General features: G+C 73.0%; 19 protein-coding genes. 8 read left to right on the forward strand and 11 right to left on the reverse strand.

Annotated features, from left to right (window positions below; genetic code table 11):
• A complete protein-coding gene (locus tag Sdi02f_RS03135) occupies positions 1–3,024 on the forward strand; it encodes an alpha-mannosidase (protein ID WP_053638498.1) in 3,024 nt (1,007 codons plus the stop codon).
• Positions 3,025–3,042: 18 nt separating this feature from the next.
• On the opposite strand, the gene Sdi02f_RS03140 is transcribed toward Sdi02f_RS03135, so the two are convergent.
• Positions 3,043–4,455, reverse strand: coding sequence for a lipase maturation factor family protein (locus tag Sdi02f_RS03140; RefSeq protein ID WP_053638499.1), 1,413 nt, complete (start codon positions 4,453–4,455; stop codon positions 3,043–3,045).
• A gap of 117 nt (positions 4,456–4,572) precedes the next feature.
• Between Sdi02f_RS03140 and Sdi02f_RS03145 the strand changes: the two genes are divergently transcribed.
• Both Sdi02f_RS03145 and Sdi02f_RS03150 read left to right on the forward strand, forming a co-directional pair.
• Complete coding sequence (locus Sdi02f_RS03145) at positions 4,573–6,663, forward strand: SpoIIE family protein phosphatase (protein ID WP_053638500.1); 2,091 nt, start codon at positions 4,573–4,575, stop codon at positions 6,661–6,663.
• Between the two features lie 40 nt (positions 6,664–6,703).
• Positions 6,704–7,567: an Fpg/Nei family DNA glycosylase gene (locus Sdi02f_RS03150; RefSeq protein WP_053638501.1), complete on the forward strand. Its 864-nt coding sequence runs from the start codon at positions 6,704–6,706 to the stop codon at positions 7,565–7,567.
• 15 nt (positions 7,568–7,582) lie between these two features.
• Here Sdi02f_RS03150 and Sdi02f_RS03155 read toward each other — a convergent pair whose 3' ends face one another.
• The 3 genes from Sdi02f_RS03155 to Sdi02f_RS03165 form a co-directional block, all read right to left on the reverse strand.
• The gene (locus Sdi02f_RS03155; protein ID WP_030404732.1) at positions 7,583–8,233 is read right to left on the reverse strand and encodes a zf-HC2 domain-containing protein; all 651 of its coding nucleotides are present in this window, start codon (positions 8,231–8,233) and stop codon (positions 7,583–7,585) included.
• A gap of 172 nt (positions 8,234–8,405) precedes the next feature.
• Positions 8,406–8,921: a hypothetical protein gene (locus tag Sdi02f_RS03160; protein ID WP_030404731.1), complete on the reverse strand. Its 516-nt coding sequence runs from the start codon at positions 8,919–8,921 to the stop codon at positions 8,406–8,408.
• A 140-nt stretch (positions 8,922–9,061) separates the two neighbouring features.
• Positions 9,062–9,619, reverse strand: coding sequence for a sigma-70 family RNA polymerase sigma factor (locus Sdi02f_RS03165; protein ID WP_030404730.1), 558 nt, complete (start codon positions 9,617–9,619; stop codon positions 9,062–9,064).
• Positions 9,620–9,861: 242 nt separating this feature from the next.
• On the opposite strand from Sdi02f_RS03165, the gene Sdi02f_RS03170 reads away from it, so the two are divergent.
• On the forward strand, positions 9,862–11,016 hold the full coding sequence (locus Sdi02f_RS03170; protein WP_053638502.1) for a CapA family protein: 1,155 nt from the start codon (positions 9,862–9,864) through the stop codon (positions 11,014–11,016).
• Between the two features lie 36 nt (positions 11,017–11,052).
• Here Sdi02f_RS03170 and Sdi02f_RS03175 read toward each other — a convergent pair whose 3' ends face one another.
• The gene (locus Sdi02f_RS03175; protein WP_053638503.1) at positions 11,053–11,526 is read right to left on the reverse strand and encodes a MarR family winged helix-turn-helix transcriptional regulator; all 474 of its coding nucleotides are present in this window, start codon (positions 11,524–11,526) and stop codon (positions 11,053–11,055) included.
• Positions 11,527–11,583: 57 nt separating this feature from the next.
• On the opposite strand from Sdi02f_RS03175, the gene Sdi02f_RS03180 reads away from it, so the two are divergent.
• Complete coding sequence (locus Sdi02f_RS03180; RefSeq protein WP_053638504.1) at positions 11,584–12,399, forward strand: alpha/beta fold hydrolase; 816 nt, start codon at positions 11,584–11,586, stop codon at positions 12,397–12,399.
• Here Sdi02f_RS03180 and Sdi02f_RS03185 read toward each other — a convergent pair.
• A complete protein-coding gene (locus Sdi02f_RS03185) occupies positions 12,396–13,802 on the reverse strand; it encodes an amino acid permease (protein ID WP_030404726.1) in 1,407 nt (468 codons plus the stop codon). The two genes, Sdi02f_RS03180 and Sdi02f_RS03185, sit on opposite strands and share 4 nt — an antisense overlap.
• Before the next feature lie 136 nt (positions 13,803–13,938).
• Positions 13,939–14,400, reverse strand: coding sequence for a universal stress protein (locus Sdi02f_RS03190; RefSeq protein WP_030404725.1), 462 nt, complete (start codon positions 14,398–14,400; stop codon positions 13,939–13,941).
• A gap of 110 nt (positions 14,401–14,510) precedes the next feature.
• Here Sdi02f_RS03190 and Sdi02f_RS03195 point away from each other — a divergent pair, with 110 nt between their 5' ends.
• On the forward strand, positions 14,511–15,344 hold the full coding sequence (locus Sdi02f_RS03195; protein WP_053638505.1) for a polysaccharide deacetylase family protein: 834 nt from the start codon (positions 14,511–14,513) through the stop codon (positions 15,342–15,344).
• A gap of 31 nt (positions 15,345–15,375) precedes the next feature.
• On the opposite strand, the gene Sdi02f_RS03200 is transcribed toward Sdi02f_RS03195, so the two are convergent.
• A complete protein-coding gene (locus tag Sdi02f_RS03200) occupies positions 15,376–16,044 on the reverse strand; it encodes a class F sortase (protein WP_030404723.1) in 669 nt (222 codons plus the stop codon).
• A 331-nt stretch (positions 16,045–16,375) separates the two neighbouring features.
• Here Sdi02f_RS03200 and Sdi02f_RS03205 point away from each other — a divergent pair, with 331 nt between their 5' ends.
• Positions 16,376–16,870, forward strand: coding sequence for a hypothetical protein (locus Sdi02f_RS03205; RefSeq protein ID WP_030404722.1), 495 nt, complete (start codon positions 16,376–16,378; stop codon positions 16,868–16,870).
• Positions 16,871–16,953: 83 nt separating this feature from the next.
• Here Sdi02f_RS03205 and Sdi02f_RS03210 read toward each other — a convergent pair whose 3' ends face one another.
• The 3 genes from Sdi02f_RS03210 to Sdi02f_RS03220 all read right to left on the reverse strand — a co-directional run bounded on the left by Sdi02f_RS03210 (position 16,954) and on the right by Sdi02f_RS03220 (position 19,060).
• Positions 16,954–17,472, reverse strand: coding sequence for a hypothetical protein (locus tag Sdi02f_RS03210; RefSeq protein WP_030404721.1), 519 nt, complete (start codon positions 17,470–17,472; stop codon positions 16,954–16,956).
• Between the two features lie 201 nt (positions 17,473–17,673).
• Positions 17,674–18,438: a bestrophin-like domain gene (locus Sdi02f_RS03215; protein ID WP_107049818.1), complete on the reverse strand. Its 765-nt coding sequence runs from the start codon at positions 18,436–18,438 to the stop codon at positions 17,674–17,676.
• Positions 18,439–18,454: 16 nt separating this feature from the next.
• Positions 18,455–19,060 carry a hypothetical protein gene (locus Sdi02f_RS03220; RefSeq protein WP_108932916.1) on the reverse strand — a complete coding sequence of 202 codons (606 nt, stop codon included), beginning with the start codon at positions 19,058–19,060 and terminating at the stop codon, positions 18,455–18,457.
• A gap of 267 nt (positions 19,061–19,327) precedes the next feature.
• Here Sdi02f_RS03220 and Sdi02f_RS03225 point away from each other — a divergent pair, with 267 nt between their 5' ends.
• Positions 19,328–20,275 (forward strand): SCO0930 family lipoprotein, encoded by a 948-nt coding sequence (locus Sdi02f_RS03225; protein WP_031185935.1) that lies wholly within the window; start codon positions 19,328–19,330, stop codon positions 20,273–20,275.
• The last annotated feature ends 3 nt before the right edge of the window (positions 20,276–20,278 follow it).

The raw sequence follows: 20,278 nt of genomic DNA on the forward strand, positions 1-20,278 counted from the left end.
ATGCATGACGACCGCGACCTGGTCGAAGCCCGCCTCAAGCGCGTCCTCGACGAGCGCGTCCGCCCCGCCCTCTACCCCGAGTCCGTCCCGCTGGACGTCGCGGTCTGGAACGCGCCCGGCGAGCCCGTCCCCGTCGAGGAGGGACTCGCGGCCCACCCCGAGCCCATCGAGACCGGCGCCCGCTGGGGCGCGCCCTGGGGCACCAGCTGGTTCCGCGTCACCGGGACCGTGCCGAAGGAATGGGCCGGGAAGACCGTCGAGGCGATCCTCGACCTCGGCTTCGACGAGAACATGCCCGGCTTCCAGTGCGAGGGCCTGGTCTACCGCCCCGACGGCACTCCCGTGAAGGGCCTCAACCCGCGCAACCAGTGGGTGCGGATCGCCGCTCCCGCCGAGGGCGGCGAGGAGGTGCGCCTGCACATCGAGGCCGCCTCCAACCCCGTCATCCTCGACTACCACCCCTTCGTGCCCACCCGCCTCGGCGACAAGGACACCGCGGGCAGCGAACCGCAGTACACCCTGGCCCGCATGGACCTCGCCGTGCTCGACGAGACGGTGTGGAACCTCGTGCTCGACCTGGAGGTGCTCGGCGAGCTGATGGCCGAGCTGCCCGTGGAGTCGCCGCGCCGCTGGGAGATCCTGCGCGCGGTCGACCGGGCGCTGGACGCCATCGACCTCCAGGACGTCAACGGCACGGCGGAGGAGGCCCGTTCCCGCCTCACCGACGTGCTGTCCGCCCCCGCCGTCCCCTCCGCGCACCGCATCAGCGCCGTCGGGCACGCGCACATCGACTCGGCCTGGCTGTGGCCGCTGCGCGAGACCGTGCGCAAGGTGGCCCGCACCACCTCCAACATGACCGCCCTCCTGGAGGACGAGCCGGACTTCGTCTTCGCCATGTCCCAGGCCCAGCAGTGGGCGTGGGTGCGCGACCACCGGCCCGAGGTGTGGGCGCGGGTCAAGAAGGCCGTGGCCGAGGGGCGGTTCGTGCCGGCCGGCGGCATGTGGGTCGAGTCGGACACCAACATGCCCGGCTCCGAGGCGATGGCCCGCCAGTTCGTCCACGGCAAGCGGTTCTTCCTCGACGAGTTCGGAGTCGAGAACGACGAGGCGTGGCTGCCCGACACCTTCGGCTTCGCCGCCGGGCTGCCGCAGATCATCAAGGCCGCCGGCGCCAAGTACCTGCTGACGCAGAAGATCTCCTGGTCCCAGACGAACACGTTCCCGCACCACACCTTCCGCTGGGAGGGCATCGACGGCACCCGGATCTTCACCCACTTCCCGCCCGTCGACACCTACAACTGCTCGATGAAGGGCAGCGAGATCGCCCACGCGGCGAAGAACTTCAAGGACAAGGGCGTCGCCCGGCACTCCCTGGCCCCCACCGGCTGGGGCGACGGAGGCGGCGGCACCACCCGCGAGATGGTCGCCAAGGCCGCCCGGCTGCGGGACCTCGAAGGCTCGGCCACCGTCGAGTGGGAGACGCCGCACGCCTTCTTCGAGAAGGCCGAGGCCGAGAATCCCGAGCCGCCCGTCTGGGTCGGCGAGCTCTACCTCGAACTCCACCGCGCGACCCTCACCAGCCAGGCCAAGACCAAGCAGGGCAACCGCCGCAGCGAGCACCTGCTGCGCGAGGCCGAGCTGTGGGCGGCGACGGCCGCCGTACGGGCCGGGTTCCCCTATCCGTACGACGACCTGGACCGCATCTGGAAGACGGTCCTGCTGCACCAGTTCCACGACATCCTGCCGGGCTCCTCCATCGCCTGGGTGCACCGCGAGGCCCGCGCCACCTACGACCGCGTCGCCGCCGAGCTGGACGCGATCATCGACGCCGCCCAGCGCGCCCTGGCCGGTGAGGGCGACACCCCGCTGGTCTTCAACTCCGCCCCGCACGCACGGGCCGGGATCCCGGCCGGCGCCGCCGCGTCCCCCGCCGCCGAGGGCCGCACCGGTCTGACCCCTCGCCCCGGCGGCGGTCACGTCCTCGACAACGGCCTGCTGCGCGTCGAGATCGACGGGCGCGGCCTGGTGGTCTCGGCCTACGACATCGCCGCCGAGCGCGAGACCGTCGCGCCGGGCGGGGCCGCCAACCTGCTCCAGCTCCACCCCGACTTCCCGAACATGTGGGACGCCTGGGACGTGGACGCGTTCTACCGCCACACGGTCACCGACCTCACCGACGCCGACGAGGTCGTCCCCGGCGACGACGGCGCCTCGGTGCGCGTCGTCCGCTCCTTCGGCTCCTCCCGCGTCACCCAGGTCCTCACGCTGGCCCCGGGGGAGCGGCGGCTGGAGGTGGACACCGAGGTCGACTGGCACGAGACGGAGAAGTTCCTCAAGCTCGCCTTCCCGCTCGACGTGCACGCCGAACGGTACGCGTCGGAGACCCAGTTCGGGCACTTCCACCGGCCCACCCACACCAACACCAGCTGGGAGGCGGCCAAGTTCGAGGCCTGCAACCACCGGTTCGTGCACCTGGAGGAGCCCGGCTGGGGCGTCGCGCTCGTCAACGACTCGACCTACGGCCACGACGTCACCCGCACCGTCCGCACCGACGGCGACCGCGGTACGACCACCACCGTGCGGGTCTCCCTGCTGCGCGCCCCGCGCTTCCCCGACCCCGAGACCGACCAGGGCGTGCACCGGTTCCGGCACGCGCTGGTGCCCGGCGCGGGCATCGGCGACGCCGTGCGCGAGGGCTGGCGGATCAACCTGCCGGAGCGGCACCGCACGGGCGGCGCCGCAAAGGTCGCGCCGCTCGTCACGGTCGACCGGGACGCGGTCGTCGTCACCGCCGTCAAGCTCGCCGACGACGGCAGCGGCGACGTCGTGGTCCGCTTCCACGAGGCCCACGGCGGCCGGGCCCGCGCCACGCTCACCACGGGGTTCGCGGCCACCGGCGTACAGGTGACCGACCTGCTGGAGCGCCCGCTGGCGGACGCGGAGGCCCCCGGGCTGGACGGCGACCGGATCACCGTACGGCTGCGGCCGTTCCAGCTGATGACGCTGCGGCTGAAGCGCGCCTAGCGCCTCGGCCCGCCCGGCTCACCCGGAAGCGGTGAGCCGGGTCGGCGGCAGGTACTCCCGCACGTACGTCCGCTCCCAGCACGCGCCCGTCTCCCGCAGCTCGCGCCAGGTCGTGTACCGGTAGCGGAACAGCCGGGCGCGCACGAAGCGGGGCGGCGCGTCGGGCGGGAACGGGGAGCGGCGCAGCAGCCGCAGCGTGGCGCGGTCGTTCTCCAGCAGCCGCTCGACGAACGTGGCGAACCACGGTCCGGCGTACGAGGGCGACAGCGCGGCGAACCACATCAGCCAGTCCAGTCGCAGGTGGTACGGCGCGAACTGGCGCGGCCAGCGGTGCGGGTCACCGGGTTTGCCCTTGAACTCGTAGGCCCGCCAGTCCCCGTCCTCGCGGGCCACCTCGTCGGCGGTGCCCTCGACCACCACCTCGTAGCGGACCCGGCTCACCGAGCCGAAGGCGCCGTAGGTGTTCACGAGGTGGAGGGAGTCGAAGGAGCGGTTCATCACCTGGCGGCGGGAGACCATGTTGCGCACCGGCCGGTGGCTCAGGAACACCAGTAGCGCCGCCACCGCCAGGACCACGGCCTCGTACCAGAGCGGCGGGCCGGCCACGGACGGGTGATCCGCCGGGAGGCGGACCACCGACAGGGCCAGCACGACGGTGATCCAGTTGAGCCAGGAGAAGTTGCCCGAGAGCACCAGCCAGAGCTGGGTCGCGATCATCAGGGCGGCGGCGGCCGTCGACACGGGGTGCGGGGCGAACAGGAGGAACGGCACGACCAACTGGGTGACGTGGTTCGCGGCGACCTCGACGCGGTGCAGCGGCCGGGGCAGGTGGTGGAAGAACCAGCTCAGCGGGCCCGGCATCGGCTGGGTCTCGTGGTGGTGGTCCAGGCAGGTCAGCTTCCGCCAGCACGCGTCGCCCCGCATCTTGATCAGTCCCGCCCCGAACTCCACCCGGAACAGCAGCCAGCGCAGCAGGAACAGCACCACGACCGGCGGGGCCACCTCCTCGTTGCCCAGGAACACGGCGACGAAGCCGGTCTCCAGCAGCAGCGACTCCCAGCCGAACGCGTACCAGGTCTGTCCGACGTTGACGATCGAGAGGTACAGCGCCCACGGCACCAGCCACAGCAGCATCGCGCCCCACAGCGGCAGCAGCGAGTCGGCGCCCGCCGCCAGCGCCGCCGACACCGCGCAGCCCGCCCAGGCGCAGCCCGCGAAGAACCGGTCCGAGTAGCGCCACTGGAACAGGCTCGGCGCCCGCCGGAACGGCACCCGCTCGACGAAGCGGGGCACCGGCGTCAGACCGCGCTCGCCGAGCAGCGCCCGGAACTGCAGCACCGCCGTCAGGAACGCGACCAGGTACACGACGGCCAGGGCCCGCTGGAAGACCAGCCGGCTCAGCCAGTAGTCGGGTGCGGTGAACCACTCCACGGCCGGACTCCTCTCGTACCGGCTCCGGGTACCCGCCCCGGCGTGCCGTTGCTCCCTCTGCGCTGTCCGGTGGACCAGGACTCGAAGATTCCGACAAATCCTGGCAAGGTGGGGTCCATGTCTGATCGGGGAGCGAGCGCCCCGTCACTCCCGGACGACTGGCCCGCCCACCCGGACCCGATCCTGGCGCTCAACCGCATGGGCAGCTTCGACTGGGACCTGGACGCCGGTCTGTTCCACATGGACGCCCAGGCCCACGAGGTGCTCGACCTGCGCCCGGAGGAGTTCGACGGGCGCCCCGAGTCGCTGTCGCTGAGGGTGCCGACGGCGGAGAGCCGCCGCATCGACACCATCGTCGCCCAGGCCATGAAGGACGGCAGCGAGAACTACGGCACCTACTTCCGGCTGCGCCGCCGCGACGGCACGCTGCGCTGGACGCACACCCAGGGCTACATCCGCCGCGACGAGACGGGCCGCCCCCGCCGGATCATCGGCGTCGTCCGCGACGCCACCCAGGAGATCGCGGACATCGCGGGCAACCGCGAGCAGGACGCGCTGGACGAGGCCCGCCGGCGGCTCACCAACGTCGTCCAGCTCGCCACGGCCGCCCTCGCGCACGCCCGCACCGTGGACGACGTCATCGACGTGCTGCGCGACACCCACGGCCTCACCCGGCTGGGCGCCACCAGCCTGGTGATGGGGCTGGTCGAGGCCGGCCGCATCCGGCTGGTCGCCGACGGCCCCGAGAACAGCTTCGTCCCCGGCACCCGGATCACCCGGATCGACGAGCCCTACCCGATGAGCGAGGCCGTACGGACGCTCAGCCCCCGCTTCATCGAGTCGCCGGAGGAGTTCGCCGCGCGCTACCCCGAACTGTGGGCGGGCATCACCCACCTCGACATCACCTCGGCCGCCTACCTTCCGCTGATCGCCCAGGCCCGCCCGATCGGCGCCATCGGGCTCCTCTACAGCGACCGGTACGGCTTCTCGCCCGAGGACCGCAACGTCCTGGTCGCGCTCGGCAGCGGCATCGCGCAGAGCCTGCAGCGGGCCATGCTCTACGAGCAGGAGATGGACCTCGCCGAGGGCCTCCAGCAGGCCATGCTGCCGCGCACCATCCCCACCGTGCCCGGCTGCGACGTCGCCGTCCGCTACCGCGCGGCCTCCATCGGCGGCGGCCTCGCCCGGGACATCGGCGGCGACTGGTACGACCTGATCCCGCTGCCCGGCGGCCGCGTCGGCGCCGTCATCGGCGACGTCCAGGGCCACGACACGCACGCCGCCGCCGTCATGGGCCAGCTCCGCATCGTGCTGCGCGCCTACGCCGCCGAGGGCCACCCGCCGGCCACGGTGATGGCACGGGCCTCCGTCTTCCTGCACGAGCTGGACACCGACCGCTTCGCGACCTGCCTGTACGCCGAGGCCGACCTGGGCACCGGAGTGGTGCAGGTGGTCCGCGCCGGTCACATCGACCCGCTGCTGCGCTTCGGCGACGGCACCTGCCGGCTCGTCCGGGTCGAGGGCGGGCTGCCGCTCGGCCTGTCCGCCGAGTTCGGGCGGCTCGCCTACCCGGTCGCCACCCTGGAGCTGGACCCGGGCAGCACCCTGCTGCTGTGCACCGACGGCCTGGTCGAGCAGCCCGGCGCCGACCTCGACGAGGGCTTGGAGGTGCTCACGGCGCTGATCAGCTCCGGGCCGAAGGACGTGCGGGACCTGGCCGACCGGCTCATCGACGTGGCCGACGAGCGCCGCGGCGACGACGACGTCGCCCTGCTCCTGCTGCGCCGCCACGGCCCGGGCGCCCCGAGGACCTTCGGCCGGGTCCAGCAGCACGTCTCGCCGGGCGACCCGGAGGGACTCACCGAGGCCCGGCACATGATCCGCGCCGCGGTCCGCTCCTGGGGGGCCAGGGGCCAGAGCGACGAGATCGAGCTGGTCGCCGACGAGCTGATGACCAACGCCCTCATGCACACCGAGGGCTCCGCCGTCGTCACCCTGCGGCTGCTCACCGGGACCGACCGGCGACTGCGGGTCGAGGTCGAGGACTCCTCCAGCGCCCTGCCGCGCCGCCGCGAGGCCGGGGACGACGGGGTCTCCGGGCGGGGCCTGCTCCTGGTCGACACGCTCGCCGACCAGTGGGGCGTGGAGGCACGCGGCGGCGGCAAGGTCGTGTGGGCGGAGTTCGTGGTGGCGCACGCCGCGGGCTGACCCCACTGGCCCCGCCGCCGGCCGGTGGCACTCTGGACGTATGCCAGAACTGCCCGAGGTCGAGGCGCTCCGCGACTTCCTGACCGAGCACCTCACCGGCCGCGAGATCGTCCGGGTCCTGCCCGTGGCGATCAGTGTCCTGAAGACGTACGACCCCCCGCTCACGGCGCTGGAGGGCCACCGGGTGGCCGCCGTGCACCGCCACGGCAAGTTCCTCGACGTGGAGACCGCGGGCGGCCCGCACCTGGTGACCCATCTGGCCCGGGCCGGCTGGCTGCAGTGGAAGGACAGCCTGCCCAGCGGCATGCCCAGGCCCGGCAAGGGGCCGCTCGCGCTGCGGGCCGCCCTGGAGACCGGCGCGGGCTTCGACCTGACCGAGGCCGGCACGCAGAAGCGGCTCGCGGTGTACGTCGTGTCCGACCCGCAGGAGGTGCCCGGCGTGGCCCGGCTCGGTCCGGACCCGCTGGCCGACGACTTCGACGAGGCGCGCCTGGCCGCGCTCCTCGGCGGTGAGCGGCGGCAGCTCAAGGGCGCCCTGCGCGACCAGAGCCTGATCGCGGGCGTGGGCAACGCGTACAGCGACGAGATCCTGCACGCCGCGAGGATGTCCCCGTTCAAACTGGCCGCCTCCCTCACCGACGAGGAGGCCGCGCGCCTGTACGCGGCCCTGCGCGACACGCTCATCCAGGCGGTGGAACGCTCCCGGGGCCTCGCCGCCGGGAAGCTGAAGGCCGAGAAGAAGAGCGGGATGCGGGTCCACGGGCGCGCCGGGGAGCCCTGTCCGGTGTGCGGCGACACCGTCCGCGAGGTCTCCTTCAGCGACTCCTCGCTCCAGTACTGCCCGACCTGCCAGACCGGCGGCAAACCGCTGGCGGACCGCAGGATGTCCCGCCTGCTGAAGTGAGGGGCGGCCCCGCGCTCACCCGGCCGGCAGCGTCACCAGGCGTCCGCCGTCCGCCGTCCGCACCTCGTAGCGGTCGATCTCGTCCGGGTGCAGGGCGGCCCCGCCGCGCACGGTGTGCGACCGGTCCCCGTGCCCCGGGACCGTCCAGCTGGTGACGGTCTGCTCGGAGCCGTCGCGGCCGACGGCCACGAGCCGGCAGGAGCGGGGGCCTGTCCCGTCCCGGACCTCGAGTCGCACGCCCGTGCCCCAGGTCTCGTCCTCGGCCGTGACCCGCGCCCACACCCCGGACCGGGCGTCGGTCGCGGTGAGCGGCGCCGTCCGCTCGCCCTGGCTCGCGTACAGCACGGCGCCGGGCCCGGCCACGGCGCACACGACGGCGGCGGCCACGGCGTACAGCACCCGCCTGCGGCCGGCCCGGTGACGGGTGGCCACCTCGGACAGCAGCCGGTCGAGCAGGCGCGGTCCCGGCCCGGCCAGGGGGTGGACGACGCGCGGGGTGGCCTTCCGGTACAGCATCAACTGGCGGGTGGCGGGGCCGAATTCGGTCACCTGGGCGGCGCACCGGGGGCACTCCATGAGGTGGTCCTCGAAGCGGAACGCCTCCGCCTCCTCCAGCACACCCAGCGCGTAGGCGCCGACGTCGCCGTGCCTTTCCAGGGACCTCATGCCGAATCCTCGTACCGTTGGGTGCGGGTGGGGTTACTCCGTGCTCCCACCCGTACGCGCCCGACCGCCGAATCACTCAAGCCGCGATCGAATCGCAACCAAGGCGTCCGGGACGCCGCCGGGTCCGTCCCCGGACAAGGGCCGCGGGCCCTCCGGGCGGTCGGCGGGACGGCTAGAACAGGTGGATGGCGAGGTGCCCGAGCGGCAGCCCGAGCTGCCAGGCCGGCGTCCACACCTTCGGTCCCTCGTCCTCGCCGCCCACCGCCGCGCCGCCGGGGACCGCGTTCAGGTCGGGGGCCAGCAACTCGGTGTCCTGGAGCCAGCGCCAGGCCGCCCGGGCCAGCTCCAGGTCCGGCGAGTGGCGTCCGGCGGCCACCGCGTCGGCCGTGACCTCGGCCAGCCGCCCGTGCACCCACTCGTGCCACGGCTGGTCGTAGGCCGTCAGGGACAGCCAGGTCTCCAGGTGGGTGACGACGCGGATGCCGCTCAGTTCGCCGTCCGTGTCGGACAGGAAGACGGTGAGCGCCAGCGCGTCGCGTCCGGCGCGGAACTCGAAGGACGTCGGCGGCATCAGGTCGCCGGTCCGCAGCAGCTCGTCGGCGATGTACTCGGCGTACAACCACGCCATGGGAACGCTCAGTTCGCCCCCGCCGGTGCCGTCCGTGCTCTCGTGACCTCTGTGCAGCATCCCTTCCTGCCTTCCTCCGGTGCGTGCGCGTCGCCCGACCGGGTCGTGGACCCCCGTCCGGAACACGGATGAGGACAGCCGACTGCTCAACCGGGGTCCTGGGCAAGGCGCTTTACGGAGGCTTGACCAAAGGGTCGGTTTCACCGCAGGTCGGCGGCGTATCCCGGTAGCACCCTGCGCATGGCGCGCAGCGCGTAGTAGGCACGGGACTTCACGGTACCGGGTGGGATGCCGAGGGCCGCCGCCGCTTCCGCCACACTCGCCCCCTGGAAGTACACCAGCACCAGGACGTCACGGTGCTCCGGAGTGAGTGTCTTCACAGCCTCGCGCACGTCGAGGGCGGCGGCGGCCCGTTCGGCGTGGTCCGCGCAGACCCGTGCGTTCTCCAGCACGGCGTCGCCGACCTCCGCGGGGCGGGCCTGTCGGGCCCGGCGCGCGTCGATCGCGAGCCGCCGGGCCACGGTCAGCAGCCAGGGCCGTACGGAGTCGAAGTCGTCGGCGCGCAGGGCCTCGGGGTGCTGCCAGGCGCGCACCAGGGTCTCCTGCACGAGGTCCTCGGCGCGTTGCCGGTCGCCGTCGCTGAGCCGCAGCAGCAGTGCGAAGAGCGGCCGGCCGTGCTCGCGCTGCAGTGCGGCGAGCTCGTGCTCGGCGGTCGTCGTGCCGTTCGCTGTGTCCGTGAGGGTGATTCCGGCCGTCATGGCCGTATGGCATCGCAGGGGGCCGGACGGGGACAGGGCGCGCGCACGGGTGTGCGGCGGACGGTCGATCGCGTCGACGAACGGTTCGACGAACGGTCGGCGGGGGTGGTGCACACCCCGCGGGAGCACGCCGGACGGGCTAATGGGCGTGTCGAAGCCGCCCGTGACGGGCCGTCACTCTTTACCTGTTCATACGTAAATGTGACTTTTCATCGGTGTGTGCGACCCAGCGGAGTGAACGGATGATCACACGCAGTCGGCAGGTGGCCCTGGCCCTGACCGCTCTCCTCGCCGCGGGCGCGGCCTGTCAGGCCCGCGACCACGAACCGCCGAAACCCCCGGCGCCGGCCCCGCCCGCCGCGGCCGAAGGCTCCTTCACCCTGGTCGCCTCCGGGGACGTGCTCCCGCACGACTCGATCATCGAGCGGGCCCGCTTCGACGCGGGCGGCACCGGTTACGACTTCCGGCCCATGCTCGCCGGGGCCCGGTCCGTCGTCTCGGCGGCCGACCTGGCCCTGTGCCACATGGAGACCGTCTACGGCGCGAACGGCGACTACAGCGGCTACCCGCTCTTCAAGTCCCCGCCCGAGGTGGCGAAGGCGCTGGCCGCCACCGGCTACGACGGGTGCTCCACCGCCTCCAACCACAGCGCGGACGACGGGGCGGACGGCATCCGCCGCACCCTGGACGCGCTCGACCGCGCCGGTGTACGGCACGCCGGGACCGCACGCACCGAGGGCGAGGCGGACACGACGACGGTCCTGCGCGCGGGCCGGGCCCACGTGGCCCACCTCGCCTACACCCTTCACACCAACGGCCACCCCCTCCCCGACGGGCAGCCCTGGGCGGTGAACCTGATCGACGAGGCGCGCGTCGTCGCGGACGCCCGGGCCGCGCGGCGGGCCGGCGCCGACGTCGTCGTCGTGTCGATGCACTGGGGCACCGAGTGGCAGGACACCCCCGACCAGGAGCAGACGGCGCTGGCCCGGAGTCTGACCGCCGCCCGCACCGGCGACCGCCCCGACATCGACCTCGTCCTCGGCACCCACGCCCACGTCCCGCAGGCCTACGAGAAGGTCAACGGCACCTGGGTGGTCTACGGCATGGGCGACCAGATCGCGGGCGAGATGGTCAACGACGAGGGTGTGCGCGACCCGCGCGGCAACCAGTCGACCATCGGCCGCTTCACCTTCGCCCCGCCGGACCGGGCCGGTGAGCGCTGGAAGGTCACCAGGGCGGAGTTCGTGCCGCAGGTGTTCGACGTCGATGCCGGCCGGGTGGTGAACCTCAACCGCGCGCTGGAGAAGGGCGCCGAGCTGCGGGGCGTGCGCGACCGCATCCGCGACGTGGTGCTCGGCCGGGGCGCCGCCGAGGACGGGCTGGTGATGGGCGAGTAGCCGGGCGGCGGACGCGTGGGGGAGCGGGGGTGTGCGTCAGCCGACGTCCACGTCGTCGAGGGCGGTCAGCATGGCACCGAGCACGCGCAGGCAGGTGGTGAGGTCGGAGTCCGTCAGGCCGCCGCCGACCTGGCCCAGGAGCACGTTCTCCCGGTCGAGCACGGCGGTGACCGCCGTGCGGCCCGAGTCCGTGAGCCGGATCAGCGACGACCGCCGGTGCGCGGGGTTGGGGACGCTCTCCACCAGGCCCCGGGCGGCCGCGTCGTTGACCATCCGCTGCACGAACTGGCGGCTGATCGCCTGTGCCCGGCCCATCTGCGGCACGGTCATCGGGCCGTTGCGGTGGAGCAGGGCCAGCACGGCGCGGACGCCCACGGAGAGCCCCTCGGGCGCCAGGCCCTGCTCCACGAGGCGCTGCGCGCGCCGGTAGACCGGGCCGACCAGGTCGTACACCTGGGTGAGGCGGCGGGCGAGTTCGTCGGGCGGGAGCGGGGGATCAAGGTCCGTCACCCCCTCAGTATGACATCCAGGTTGTCAAAGTGGGAGCAGGATGACACCCTGGTTGTCATGACTGCTGCTGCGGATCTCCGTTTTCTCACCACCCCCGACGGCGACCTCGCCTACCGCGACACCGGCTCGGGACCGGCGCTGGTGCTGCTGCACGGCGGGTTCCTCGACCACCGCATGTGGGACGACCAGGTGAGCGCCCTCGCGGCGACCCACCGGGTCGTCGTCCCCGACGCGCGCGGCCACGGCGCCTCCGCCAACGCGACCCGCCCCTTCCGGCCGGCCGACGACGTCGCCGCCCTGCTGGGACACCTCGGCATCGACTCCGCGGTCCTGGCTGGCCTCTCGATGGGCGGCGGCGTCGCCGTCGACACGGCCCTGGAGCATCCCGGCCTGGTCCGCGCGCTGATCGTGTCCGGGGCCGGGACCAGCGAGCCCGACTTCCAGGACCCGTGGACCACCTCGGTGCTGGCCGACTGGAACCGGGCCCTGGCCGCCGGCGACGTGGACGCCTGGGTGGAGGCGTTCCTGCGCTTCGTGCCCGGCCCGCACCGCACGGCGGACGACGTCGACCCCGCCCTGCTGCGCCGTCAGCGCGACATGGCCCTCGGCACCATCCGCAAGCACACCGCCGGTGAGCCCGACCACAGGATCCCGGTCCGCGACACCTGGGAGCGGCTCGCGGGCATCGGCGTACCGGTGCTCGCCGTGCGCGGCGGCGTCGACAGCGAGGACCACCTGCGCATGGCCGACCGGCTCGTGCGCGGCGTCCCCCACGGACGTACGGTCACCGTCGAGGACACCGCGCACTACCCGAACATGGAGCGGCCGGACGTCTTCAACGCGCTCGTCGCCGGATTCCTGGCCGCCCTCTAACGGCCGGCCAGCTCCGACCTGCGGTACGAGTACGCGAAGTAGATCACCAGACCGACCACGAACCACACGGCGAACCGCACCCAGGTCTGCCACTGCAGGAACGTGATCAGCCAGATCGAGAAGACGATGCCCAGCGCCGGCACGAACGGCATCCACGGGGTGCGGAAGGTGCGCGGCAGGTCCGGCTGCCGGTAGCGCAGCACGATCACCGCCGCGCACACCACCACGAACGCCAGCAGGATGCCGATGTTGGTCAGCTCCGCCGCCTCGCCGATCGGCAGGAAGCCGGCGATCACGGCGGAGGCGACCCCGACGATCCAGGTGACCCGGGTCGGCACGTGCCGCGTCGGGTGCGTCTTCGCGAACCACTTGGGCAGCAGGCCGTCGCGCGACATGGAGAACCACACGCGGGTCACACCGAGCATGAACGTGAACATCACCGTGAGGATGCCGATGATGGCGCCCACCGCGATGATGTCGGCCAGCGAGCCGAGCCCCACCGACTTGAACGCCGTCGAGAAGCCGCTCTCCGGGTCGATCTCCTTGTAGTTCTGCATGCCGGTCAGCACCAGGCAGGCCCCCACGTACAGCACCATGGAGATGACCAGCGAGTAGATGATCGCCTTCGGCATGTGCCGCTGGGCGTCCTTCGACTCCTCGGCCGCCGTCGACATGGCGTCGTAGCCGAAGACCGCGAAGAACACCGTCGCCGCACCGGTGAACGCCCCGCCGACCCCGAACGGGAAGAACGGGTGGTAGTTCGAGGTCTTCACGTGGAAGACGCCGACCCCGATCACCACCAGCACCACCAGCACCTTCAGCACGACCACGAACATCTCGAAGCGGGCGGCGTTCCTGATGCCCAGCGTCAGCAGGTACGCGATCAGCAGGCACAGCAGGGCCGCGAACAGGTCGACCCGGTGACCGTCCCCGGTGCCCGGCGCGCCCAGCATCCAGTTCGGCAGGTCGGCGCCCATCTCGCCGACCAGGAAGCTGAAGTAGCCCGAGATGCCGATCGCGACCACCGCCACGATCGCCGTGTACTCCAGGAGCAGGTCCCAGCCGATGAACCACCCCACCAGCTCGCCCAGGACCGCGTAGCCGTAGGTGTAGGCGGAGCCCGCCTTCGGGATCAGCCCGGCGAACTCGGCGTACGACAGGGCCGCCGCCGCGCTCGCGACACCGGCGATGAGGAAGGAGACGAGGACCGCGGGCCCCGCCGTGCCGTTGGCGACCGTGCCGGCCAGCGTGAAGATGCCGGCCCCGATGATGCCGCCCACGCCGATCGCGGTGAGCTGCCACAGTCCCAGCGAGCGGACCAGGCCGCCACCGCTCTCCGTCTCCTCGATGTGCTCGATGGGTTTGCGGCGGAGAACACCCTCACCCATGCGGAACCCGGCCATGCACCACACCTCTTCGTGATCGGCAAACGGCTGACGGTGGATCATGATGACTCACCCGTGCCCGCCGCGGAAGGCACGATGCACAACGGACCCAGGACGCACACAGGATCCGCGAGGGGCGACGGCCCGGTACCCGCTACGGCACCACCGTCACCGGCCAGCGTCCCGACTTCACCAGCCGCACCGCCACCGAGCCGACGAACCGGTGGCCGGCCTGCTCGGAGGCGCCCACCACGACCGCGTCCGCCTTCAGCTCGTCGGCCGTCCGCACCAGCCCGCTGTACGGGTCGCCGCGGAACGTGTGGAACTCCCAGCGGACGTCGAATATCCCCTTCACCCGCTCGGTCGCCTCCCGGATCTGCGCCACCAGTTCCTCGGCGATCTCGTCGGTCGTCTCCGCCACCGACGCCCCGAGCGTCGCACCCCCGGCCAGCACCGGCTGCACGTACACCACCGCGAGGAGCGCGCCCTGCCTCCTGGCCAGCCCGCCGGCGTAGGCGGCGGCCCGCAGCGAGGAGTCGGAGCCGTCCACGCCGGCGACGATGACCTTGGGCCCGTCCGTGCCGCGTTCGAACCGATGGGAGTGCTGTTCCGTCACGCGGTGAGGCTATCGGAGACCCTCGTGATCTTGAGCCGGGCGGGTGGTTCCGTGCCGCCGCACCGGTGTTGCTCAGGTGCGGCGCACCCTCGCCGGGCGACTGATGAGTCATGGAGAAGGATCAGTTGTTCACCCGCCGCACCCTGCTCACCGGCGTCGCGGCCCTGGGTGCGGCCGGCGCCGGCGGCGCCCTCGCCCTGGGGCTGGGAAACGGCCCCGCCCGGCCGCCCGCCCCCGCCCCCGGCCCCCCGCAGCGCAGCCCGCTCAAGCCCTCCGCCTACCGCCTCCAGCCCCTGACCGGATACGGGGCACCGCGTGCCGCCCCGCGCCAGCCCCCGGTGCGCAGCGAACCGATCCTGCGCATGTCGGGCCGGGGCCGCACCATGCTGCTCACCTTCGACGACGGTCCCCACCCCGAGTACACCCCCGCAATCCTGGACACCCTCGCGAAGTACGAGGTGCACGCGACGTTCTTCGTGTGCGGGGAGATGGCCGACTACAACCGCGACCTGCTAGCCCGGATGTACGACGAGGGGCACGTCGTCGGCAACCACACCTGGTCCCACCCGCAGCTGACCACACTCACCCGGCGCCGCATCCGCTCCGAGATGGAGCGCACCAGCGAGGTCGTCGAGAAGGCCTACGGCGAGGCGCCCCGCTGGTTCCGGGCCCCCTACGGAGCCTGGAACCGCACCACCTTCCAGCTCGGCGCGGAACTCGGCATGGAGCCGCTCGCCTGGACCGTGGACACCCTCGACTGGACGACACCCGGCACCGGCACCATCGTCGACCGGGTCGAGGAAGGCGCGGCCCCCGGCGTCGTGGTGCTCTCGCACGACGCCGGGGGAAACCGTTCGCAGAGTGTCCGCGCCCTGCGGCGCTACCTGCCCCGGCTGCTCGACTCCGGATACCACCTCACGATTCCCCGCCGGCGCCTGATCTGACCACCGCCGCGCCCGCCGGGCCGGGGCACGCTCAGCGGACCTCGGCCAGGCGGGCGAAGGCGACGACGTTCCCGTCGTAGCCGTTCTGCTTGGTGAATCCGCCGCCGCAGGTGATGACCCGCAGTTCCGGGGTGCCCTTCGAGCCGTAGACCCGGTCGCCCGGGAAGTTGTCCTTCTCGAACACCTCGATGCCGTAGATCTCGAAGACCGCGGTCTTTCCGTCCTGGCGGTGGATCTCCACCTTGTTCCCCTTCTTCAGGGCGCCGAGCCCGTAGAAGACCGCGGGGCCCTGCTGGTTGTCGACGTGGCCGACCACGACCGCGGTGCCCTTCTCCCCCGGGGAGACGGCGCCGGTGAACCAGCCGGCCAGGTTCGGGTCCTCGGGCGGGGGCGCGTCGACCCAGCCGTCCGCGTCCAGACCGACGCCCATGACCGGCGCGTCGACCTGGATGGCGGGGATGGAGACCCGGTCGGGCACCGAGTACGGCAGCGGGGCGACGCCGGGGGCGGCGGCGTCGCCCGGGGCCGCGCGGGTGTCCGGGGCGGCGGCGGCCGACGCCGGCTGGGGCGGGCCCACGTCGAACTCCCCCGAGCCGTTGCGGATGAGCGCGAGACCGGTCAGCAGAACAAGCGCTATCACGCCCCAGGGAGCGCGCTTCCTCCGCCGCTCCTCCTCTTCGGCCAACTCGGAGTCGTACATTCGCCTTCCCCTCTCGGTCCGGCCGTCGCCGGATCATCCGCGCATACGAGCACGCTAAGCGGCGTGCGGGGGACCGGCGACGGGGCGGCGGCGAACGGGTGGTGGCCGCCTCCTTCCGTGCGCCATCCGGGAGGCGGGCGGCGGAGTTTTCCTGACGGTGCGTGACCTGCGGCGATATCCACCGGCGCGGTTCCCGCCCGGCACCCCTCTCACCAGGACGGACCATTCCCGAAATGCGGCTGCGCGCAGGTCAACTGAGGGTCTTTCTGGGAGGCGCTTTCTCGCCGATCGACCGGGGACGGGACCCGGGGCGTCTTCCGCGGAGGATCACATGCGCAACACTCGTGCCCTCGCGGCAGCCGGCGCCGCGGTCGCTGTCCTCGGTCTGGCCGCCCCCGCGGCCACCGCCGGAGGGGACCACAACCAGCCGAGCAACATCGTCGCCCTGCCCAGCGTGATCGCCCGCGGCGGCCAGATGACCGTCACGGTCGACGGCTGCCCCCAGGGCGGCACGATGACCTCGGACGCCTTCCGGACCACCCACCTGACGCCGGTCAGGGGAGCCAACGAGACGTCCAGGGGCACCGCCACCATCAAGGAGGACGCCCGGCCGGGCTCCTACGACATCACCGTCAACTGCTCGGGCCGGCGGCTGACCCGGCCCGCGGCCTTCACCGTCATCGGGGGTGTCCGCGGCGGCCTGGGCGGCAGCAGCTCCAGCGGAGCGACCTCGACCGACATCGCCATCGGCGGCGGGCTCGTCGCCGCGGCCGTCGCCGGCGGCGGTCTGTTCTGGATGCGCCGCCGGTCCGAGCGGCGGATCTGACCGCACGGCGGAGGACGCGCGCAGCACGTCGCCCCGGATCCGGTGGGGATCCGGGGCGACGTGCTGCGCGCGCCGCGGACGGCTCAGGCGCCGTCCGCGCCGGAACGGCGGCGCGAGAGGTGGTACGCCGTGCCCACCGCCCCCGCGATGAGGGCCGCGCCCAGACCGATCTGCTTGAGGTCGAACCCGGCGACGGTGCCGCCCTCCCCGGCGTGCACGCCCTTGGACTGCCAGGGCCCGTCGGACGGGTGGTGCGAACCGCCGCCGGCGATGGTCAGCTGCGCGGTGCCGGTCTTGTCCCGGCAGGCGAACGTCACCTGGTAGACCGCCCCGCGCCGGGCGTCCCGGTCGACCCGGGCCGTCGCGGACGACTCGTCCCGGGGGATGGTGACCGTGTCGAACACCGGCGAGGTGACCGTGACCCGCCCGTGGCAGCCGGCGGCGGTACGGCCCACCGCCAGCGTGACCTCGCCGCCCGGTGCCACGGTGGCGGGGGAGACGGTGAAGCCGAACGTGTTCGAGCCCACGGCGCCGGCCGGCACACAGGCGGACAGTGCGGCGGCGCCCAGCAGTGCGACCGAGGCGACGGGTATCGCGCGCATGGTGAATCCTCCGGGTCCCGAGGAGCAGCGGCGGACCTGTTCCGCTCGCGCCAGGAATGCACCTCGATGTCCGAAACGCTAGGAAGCCGTGCACGTCACCGCGATCGCAGTCGCGCGAATGGGGCAAGCGTGTGGGCCGCTCAGGGGACGGTGACGGCGCGTCGGCCGTCGCCGTCCCCGGCGGCGTGGCAGTGCTCCCGGTCAGTCACCGGCCCCCGGGAAGAGACTCAGGAACGGGTCCGTCGACGCCGAGACGCCCCTGCTGAAGGGCGCGTCGAAGTCCCAGATCAGGAAGAGCAGGAAGGCGATCAGCGCGGAGAACAGCCCCGCGAGGACCAGCTCGCGCGGCGTGCGCCGGATCTGCAGGGCGAAGACCATCCCGATGGTGATCACGGCCCCGGCGATGAGCCCGAACCACACCACCCCCGGCATCGTCGCCCCGGTCGACTGCGCCCGGGAGTTGCGGGCCTGGTCCACGATGGTCACCTGGTCGACGAGGGGCTGGTACGCCTGCGCCTCGAAGTCCGACTTCGGCTCGTAGTCGGTGACGTCCGCGCGGACCCGGCCGAGCAGTTCGGTGCCGCGCTCCGTCACCTCGCCGTGCTCGGCCATGGCCTTCCACTCGGTGGTGACGACGTGTCCGACATAGGCGTTGACATCCTCCCGGATGCGGTCGCGGACCTCGGGCGGATAGACCCGGGCCCGCTCCGAGATCTCGTGCAGCGCGACGGCCTCCGTCTGCACGTCGGCCTCGGCGGCGCTGCGCGCCTCCCAGACCCCGGCGATGGCCAGGCCGAGGACGATGGCGTACACCACGCCGATCCACATCGTCATGTACTCGATGACGTCCGGGGTCTCGGTGATGTCCTCGTCGTCGGACGCCGTGCGGTGCCGCAGGAGGGTGACGACGACCACCACGGCACAGGCGGCCAGCATCGCGAGGGTGAGAACAAGCCATTCCGGCAAGAGGGGCCTCCAGGAATCAGCGCGCACGGAGCGCGGCGACGGCGACCACCGCGGGCACCGTGATGAGCAGGACGAAGACGAGCGGCGACGTGGCCCCGCGGGTGGACCGCTGCGGCGGCCGGGCGGCGCGGTGGCGCGGATAGTGCACGGGGCGCAGCGACGGGCTGGGCGTGGGCGTCGGCGTGACCGACGGAGTGGGCGCGGGCGCCTCCGGCCGGACCGGCGCGGGAGGCCGGGGCGTCGGGACCGGGGTCGGCGTGGGCCGGGGCGGCACCGGGCGCGGTGCCGGGGGCGGCGGTTCGGGCTTCGGCGCCGGCGGAGCGGGCGGGGGAGGCTTCCGCGACGGCGACGGCGACGGCGGGGGAGGGGGCTCGGGCGGGGGCGGAGTCGGGGTGGGGGTGGGCGTGGGCGTCGGGGTGGGCCGGGGGCACGGCGGGAAGGTGGGCCAGGACGGGCTCCCGGCGACCGCCACCGCGGTGGTGCCGCCCGGCCCGGTCGAGGCGTACGCGCAGGCGTCGGCCTGCGCCGGTCCGGCCGGTATGCCGACGAGGGTGAACGTCAGCGTCACCAGGGCCAACACCCGTCCGGCGGCGGCGGATCGGGTCGGTTCGGGTCCATGCACGACGCAGATCATGAAGCCTGGCGCACCGTCCCACGTCCGAGTGCCCACCGATTGACCCAAAGGAGGGACACGCCCCCCACCAGGGGTTTGGCGGCGCCGGACCGGCTCTGGCCGGACCTCGGAAACCCGTACGAGCGGCCACCCGCCGGTGGCGTACGGAAAGAAGACCCGCGCCCCGTTGAACACAACGGGCTTCCCCGTGCGTACCCAGGGTCGTGCGGCGGCCGGAAGGGCCCCCAACACCTTCGTGACGATCGGGGATTGACGATGAAGACCTCCTGGCGGAGCGCCTCACTCGTGGCGGGCGCCGCGGCGGTGCTGGCGCTGACGACGGCGTGCGGTCAGGACGGCGGCGCCGCCGGCACCAGCCAGAATGTGGGCGCGACGGCCGCGCCCGGCGACGTCGGCGACCTCGGCACGGGCACCGGCACCAGCGCCGGAGCCGGTACCGGCGCCGGAGGGGCGCCGGGGAACGCGCCGGAACCCGCGGGCAAGCTGTCCGTCTCGCCGAACGCCGAGATCGGCGCGCTGGTGACCGACGGAGCGGGCCGCACCCTCTACCGCTTCGACGCCGACACCGCCAAGCCGCCCAAGACCACCTGCGAGAACGACTGCGCCACCGCCTGGCCGCCGGTGGCCGCGAACGACGCCATCGCGGGCGAGGGCATCGACGAGGACCTGCTCGGCGAGGTGACCCGCCCCGACGGCACCAAGCAGCTCACGATCGGCGGCTGGCCCGCGTACCGCTACGCCAAGGACACCGCCGCCGGGGACGTCAAGGGCCAGGGCGTCGGCAAGAAGTGGTACGCGCTGGCCGCCGACGGCAAGAAGGCCAAGGCCGAGCCCGCCGCCGGGCTGTCCACCCGCGAAGACCCGAAACTCGGGGAGATCGTCGTCGACGGGAATGGCATGACCGTCTACCGCTTCCTGAAGGACGAGGCCTGGCCGAAACCCGTGTCGGCCTGCACGGGCGCCTGCCTGGAGAAGTGGCCGGTCGTGGCGCCCGTCCGGGCGAACGACACCGAGGGCGTGGAGAAGAAGGGGCTGATGAGCTTCACCCGGCCCGACGGCGCCGCCCAGCAGACGGTCGACTGCTGGCCGATCTACACCTTCGCCGGCGACAAGAAGCCCGGTGACACCAACGGCCAGGGCGTGGGCGGCACGTGGTACGCCGTCAAGCCCGACGGCAAACCGGTCGGCGCGCCGAAGAAGTAGCCC

The sequence above is a fragment of the Streptomyces ardesiacus genome, assembly GCF_003112575.1.
GTDB classification, from domain to species: Bacteria; Actinomycetota; Actinomycetes; order Streptomycetales; family Streptomycetaceae; genus Streptomyces; species Streptomyces ardesiacus.

Bases quoted from the DNA above. Each gene is read 5' to 3' on its own strand.
- Sdi02f_RS03165 (WP_030404730.1), bottom strand. From the start codon at position 9,619: ATGACGGCCGGAATCACCCTCACGGACACAGCGAACGGCACGACGACC.
- Sdi02f_RS03170 (WP_053638502.1), top strand. From the start codon at position 9,862: ATGATCACACGCAGTCGGCAGGTGGCCCTGGCCCTGACCGCTCTCCTC.
- Sdi02f_RS03195 (WP_053638505.1), top strand. From the start codon at position 14,511: ATGGAGAAGGATCAGTTGTTCACCCGCCGCACCCTGCTCACCGGCGTC.
- Sdi02f_RS03145 (WP_053638500.1), top strand. From the start codon at position 4,573: ATGTCTGATCGGGGAGCGAGCGCCCCGTCACTCCCGGACGACTGGCCC.
- Sdi02f_RS03155 (WP_030404732.1), bottom strand. From the start codon at position 8,233: ATGAGGTCCCTGGAAAGGCACGGCGACGTCGGCGCCTACGCGCTGGGT.
- Sdi02f_RS03200 (WP_030404723.1), bottom strand. From the start codon at position 16,044: ATGTACGACTCCGAGTTGGCCGAAGAGGAGGAGCGGCGGAGGAAGCGC.
- Sdi02f_RS03180 (WP_053638504.1), top strand. From the start codon at position 11,584: ATGACTGCTGCTGCGGATCTCCGTTTTCTCACCACCCCCGACGGCGAC.
- Sdi02f_RS03205 (WP_030404722.1), top strand. From the start codon at position 16,376: ATGCGCAACACTCGTGCCCTCGCGGCAGCCGGCGCCGCGGTCGCTGTC.
- Sdi02f_RS03135 (WP_053638498.1), top strand. From the start codon at position 1: ATGCATGACGACCGCGACCTGGTCGAAGCCCGCCTCAAGCGCGTCCTC.
- Sdi02f_RS03185 (WP_030404726.1), bottom strand. From the start codon at position 13,802: ATGGCCGGGTTCCGCATGGGTGAGGGTGTTCTCCGCCGCAAACCCATC.
- Sdi02f_RS03150 (WP_053638501.1), top strand. From the start codon at position 6,704: ATGCCAGAACTGCCCGAGGTCGAGGCGCTCCGCGACTTCCTGACCGAG.
- Sdi02f_RS03225 (WP_031185935.1), top strand. From the start codon at position 19,328: ATGAAGACCTCCTGGCGGAGCGCCTCACTCGTGGCGGGCGCCGCGGCG.
- Sdi02f_RS03210 (WP_030404721.1), bottom strand. From the start codon at position 17,472: ATGCGCGCGATACCCGTCGCCTCGGTCGCACTGCTGGGCGCCGCCGCA.
- Sdi02f_RS03160 (WP_030404731.1), bottom strand. From the start codon at position 8,921: ATGCTGCACAGAGGTCACGAGAGCACGGACGGCACCGGCGGGGGCGAA.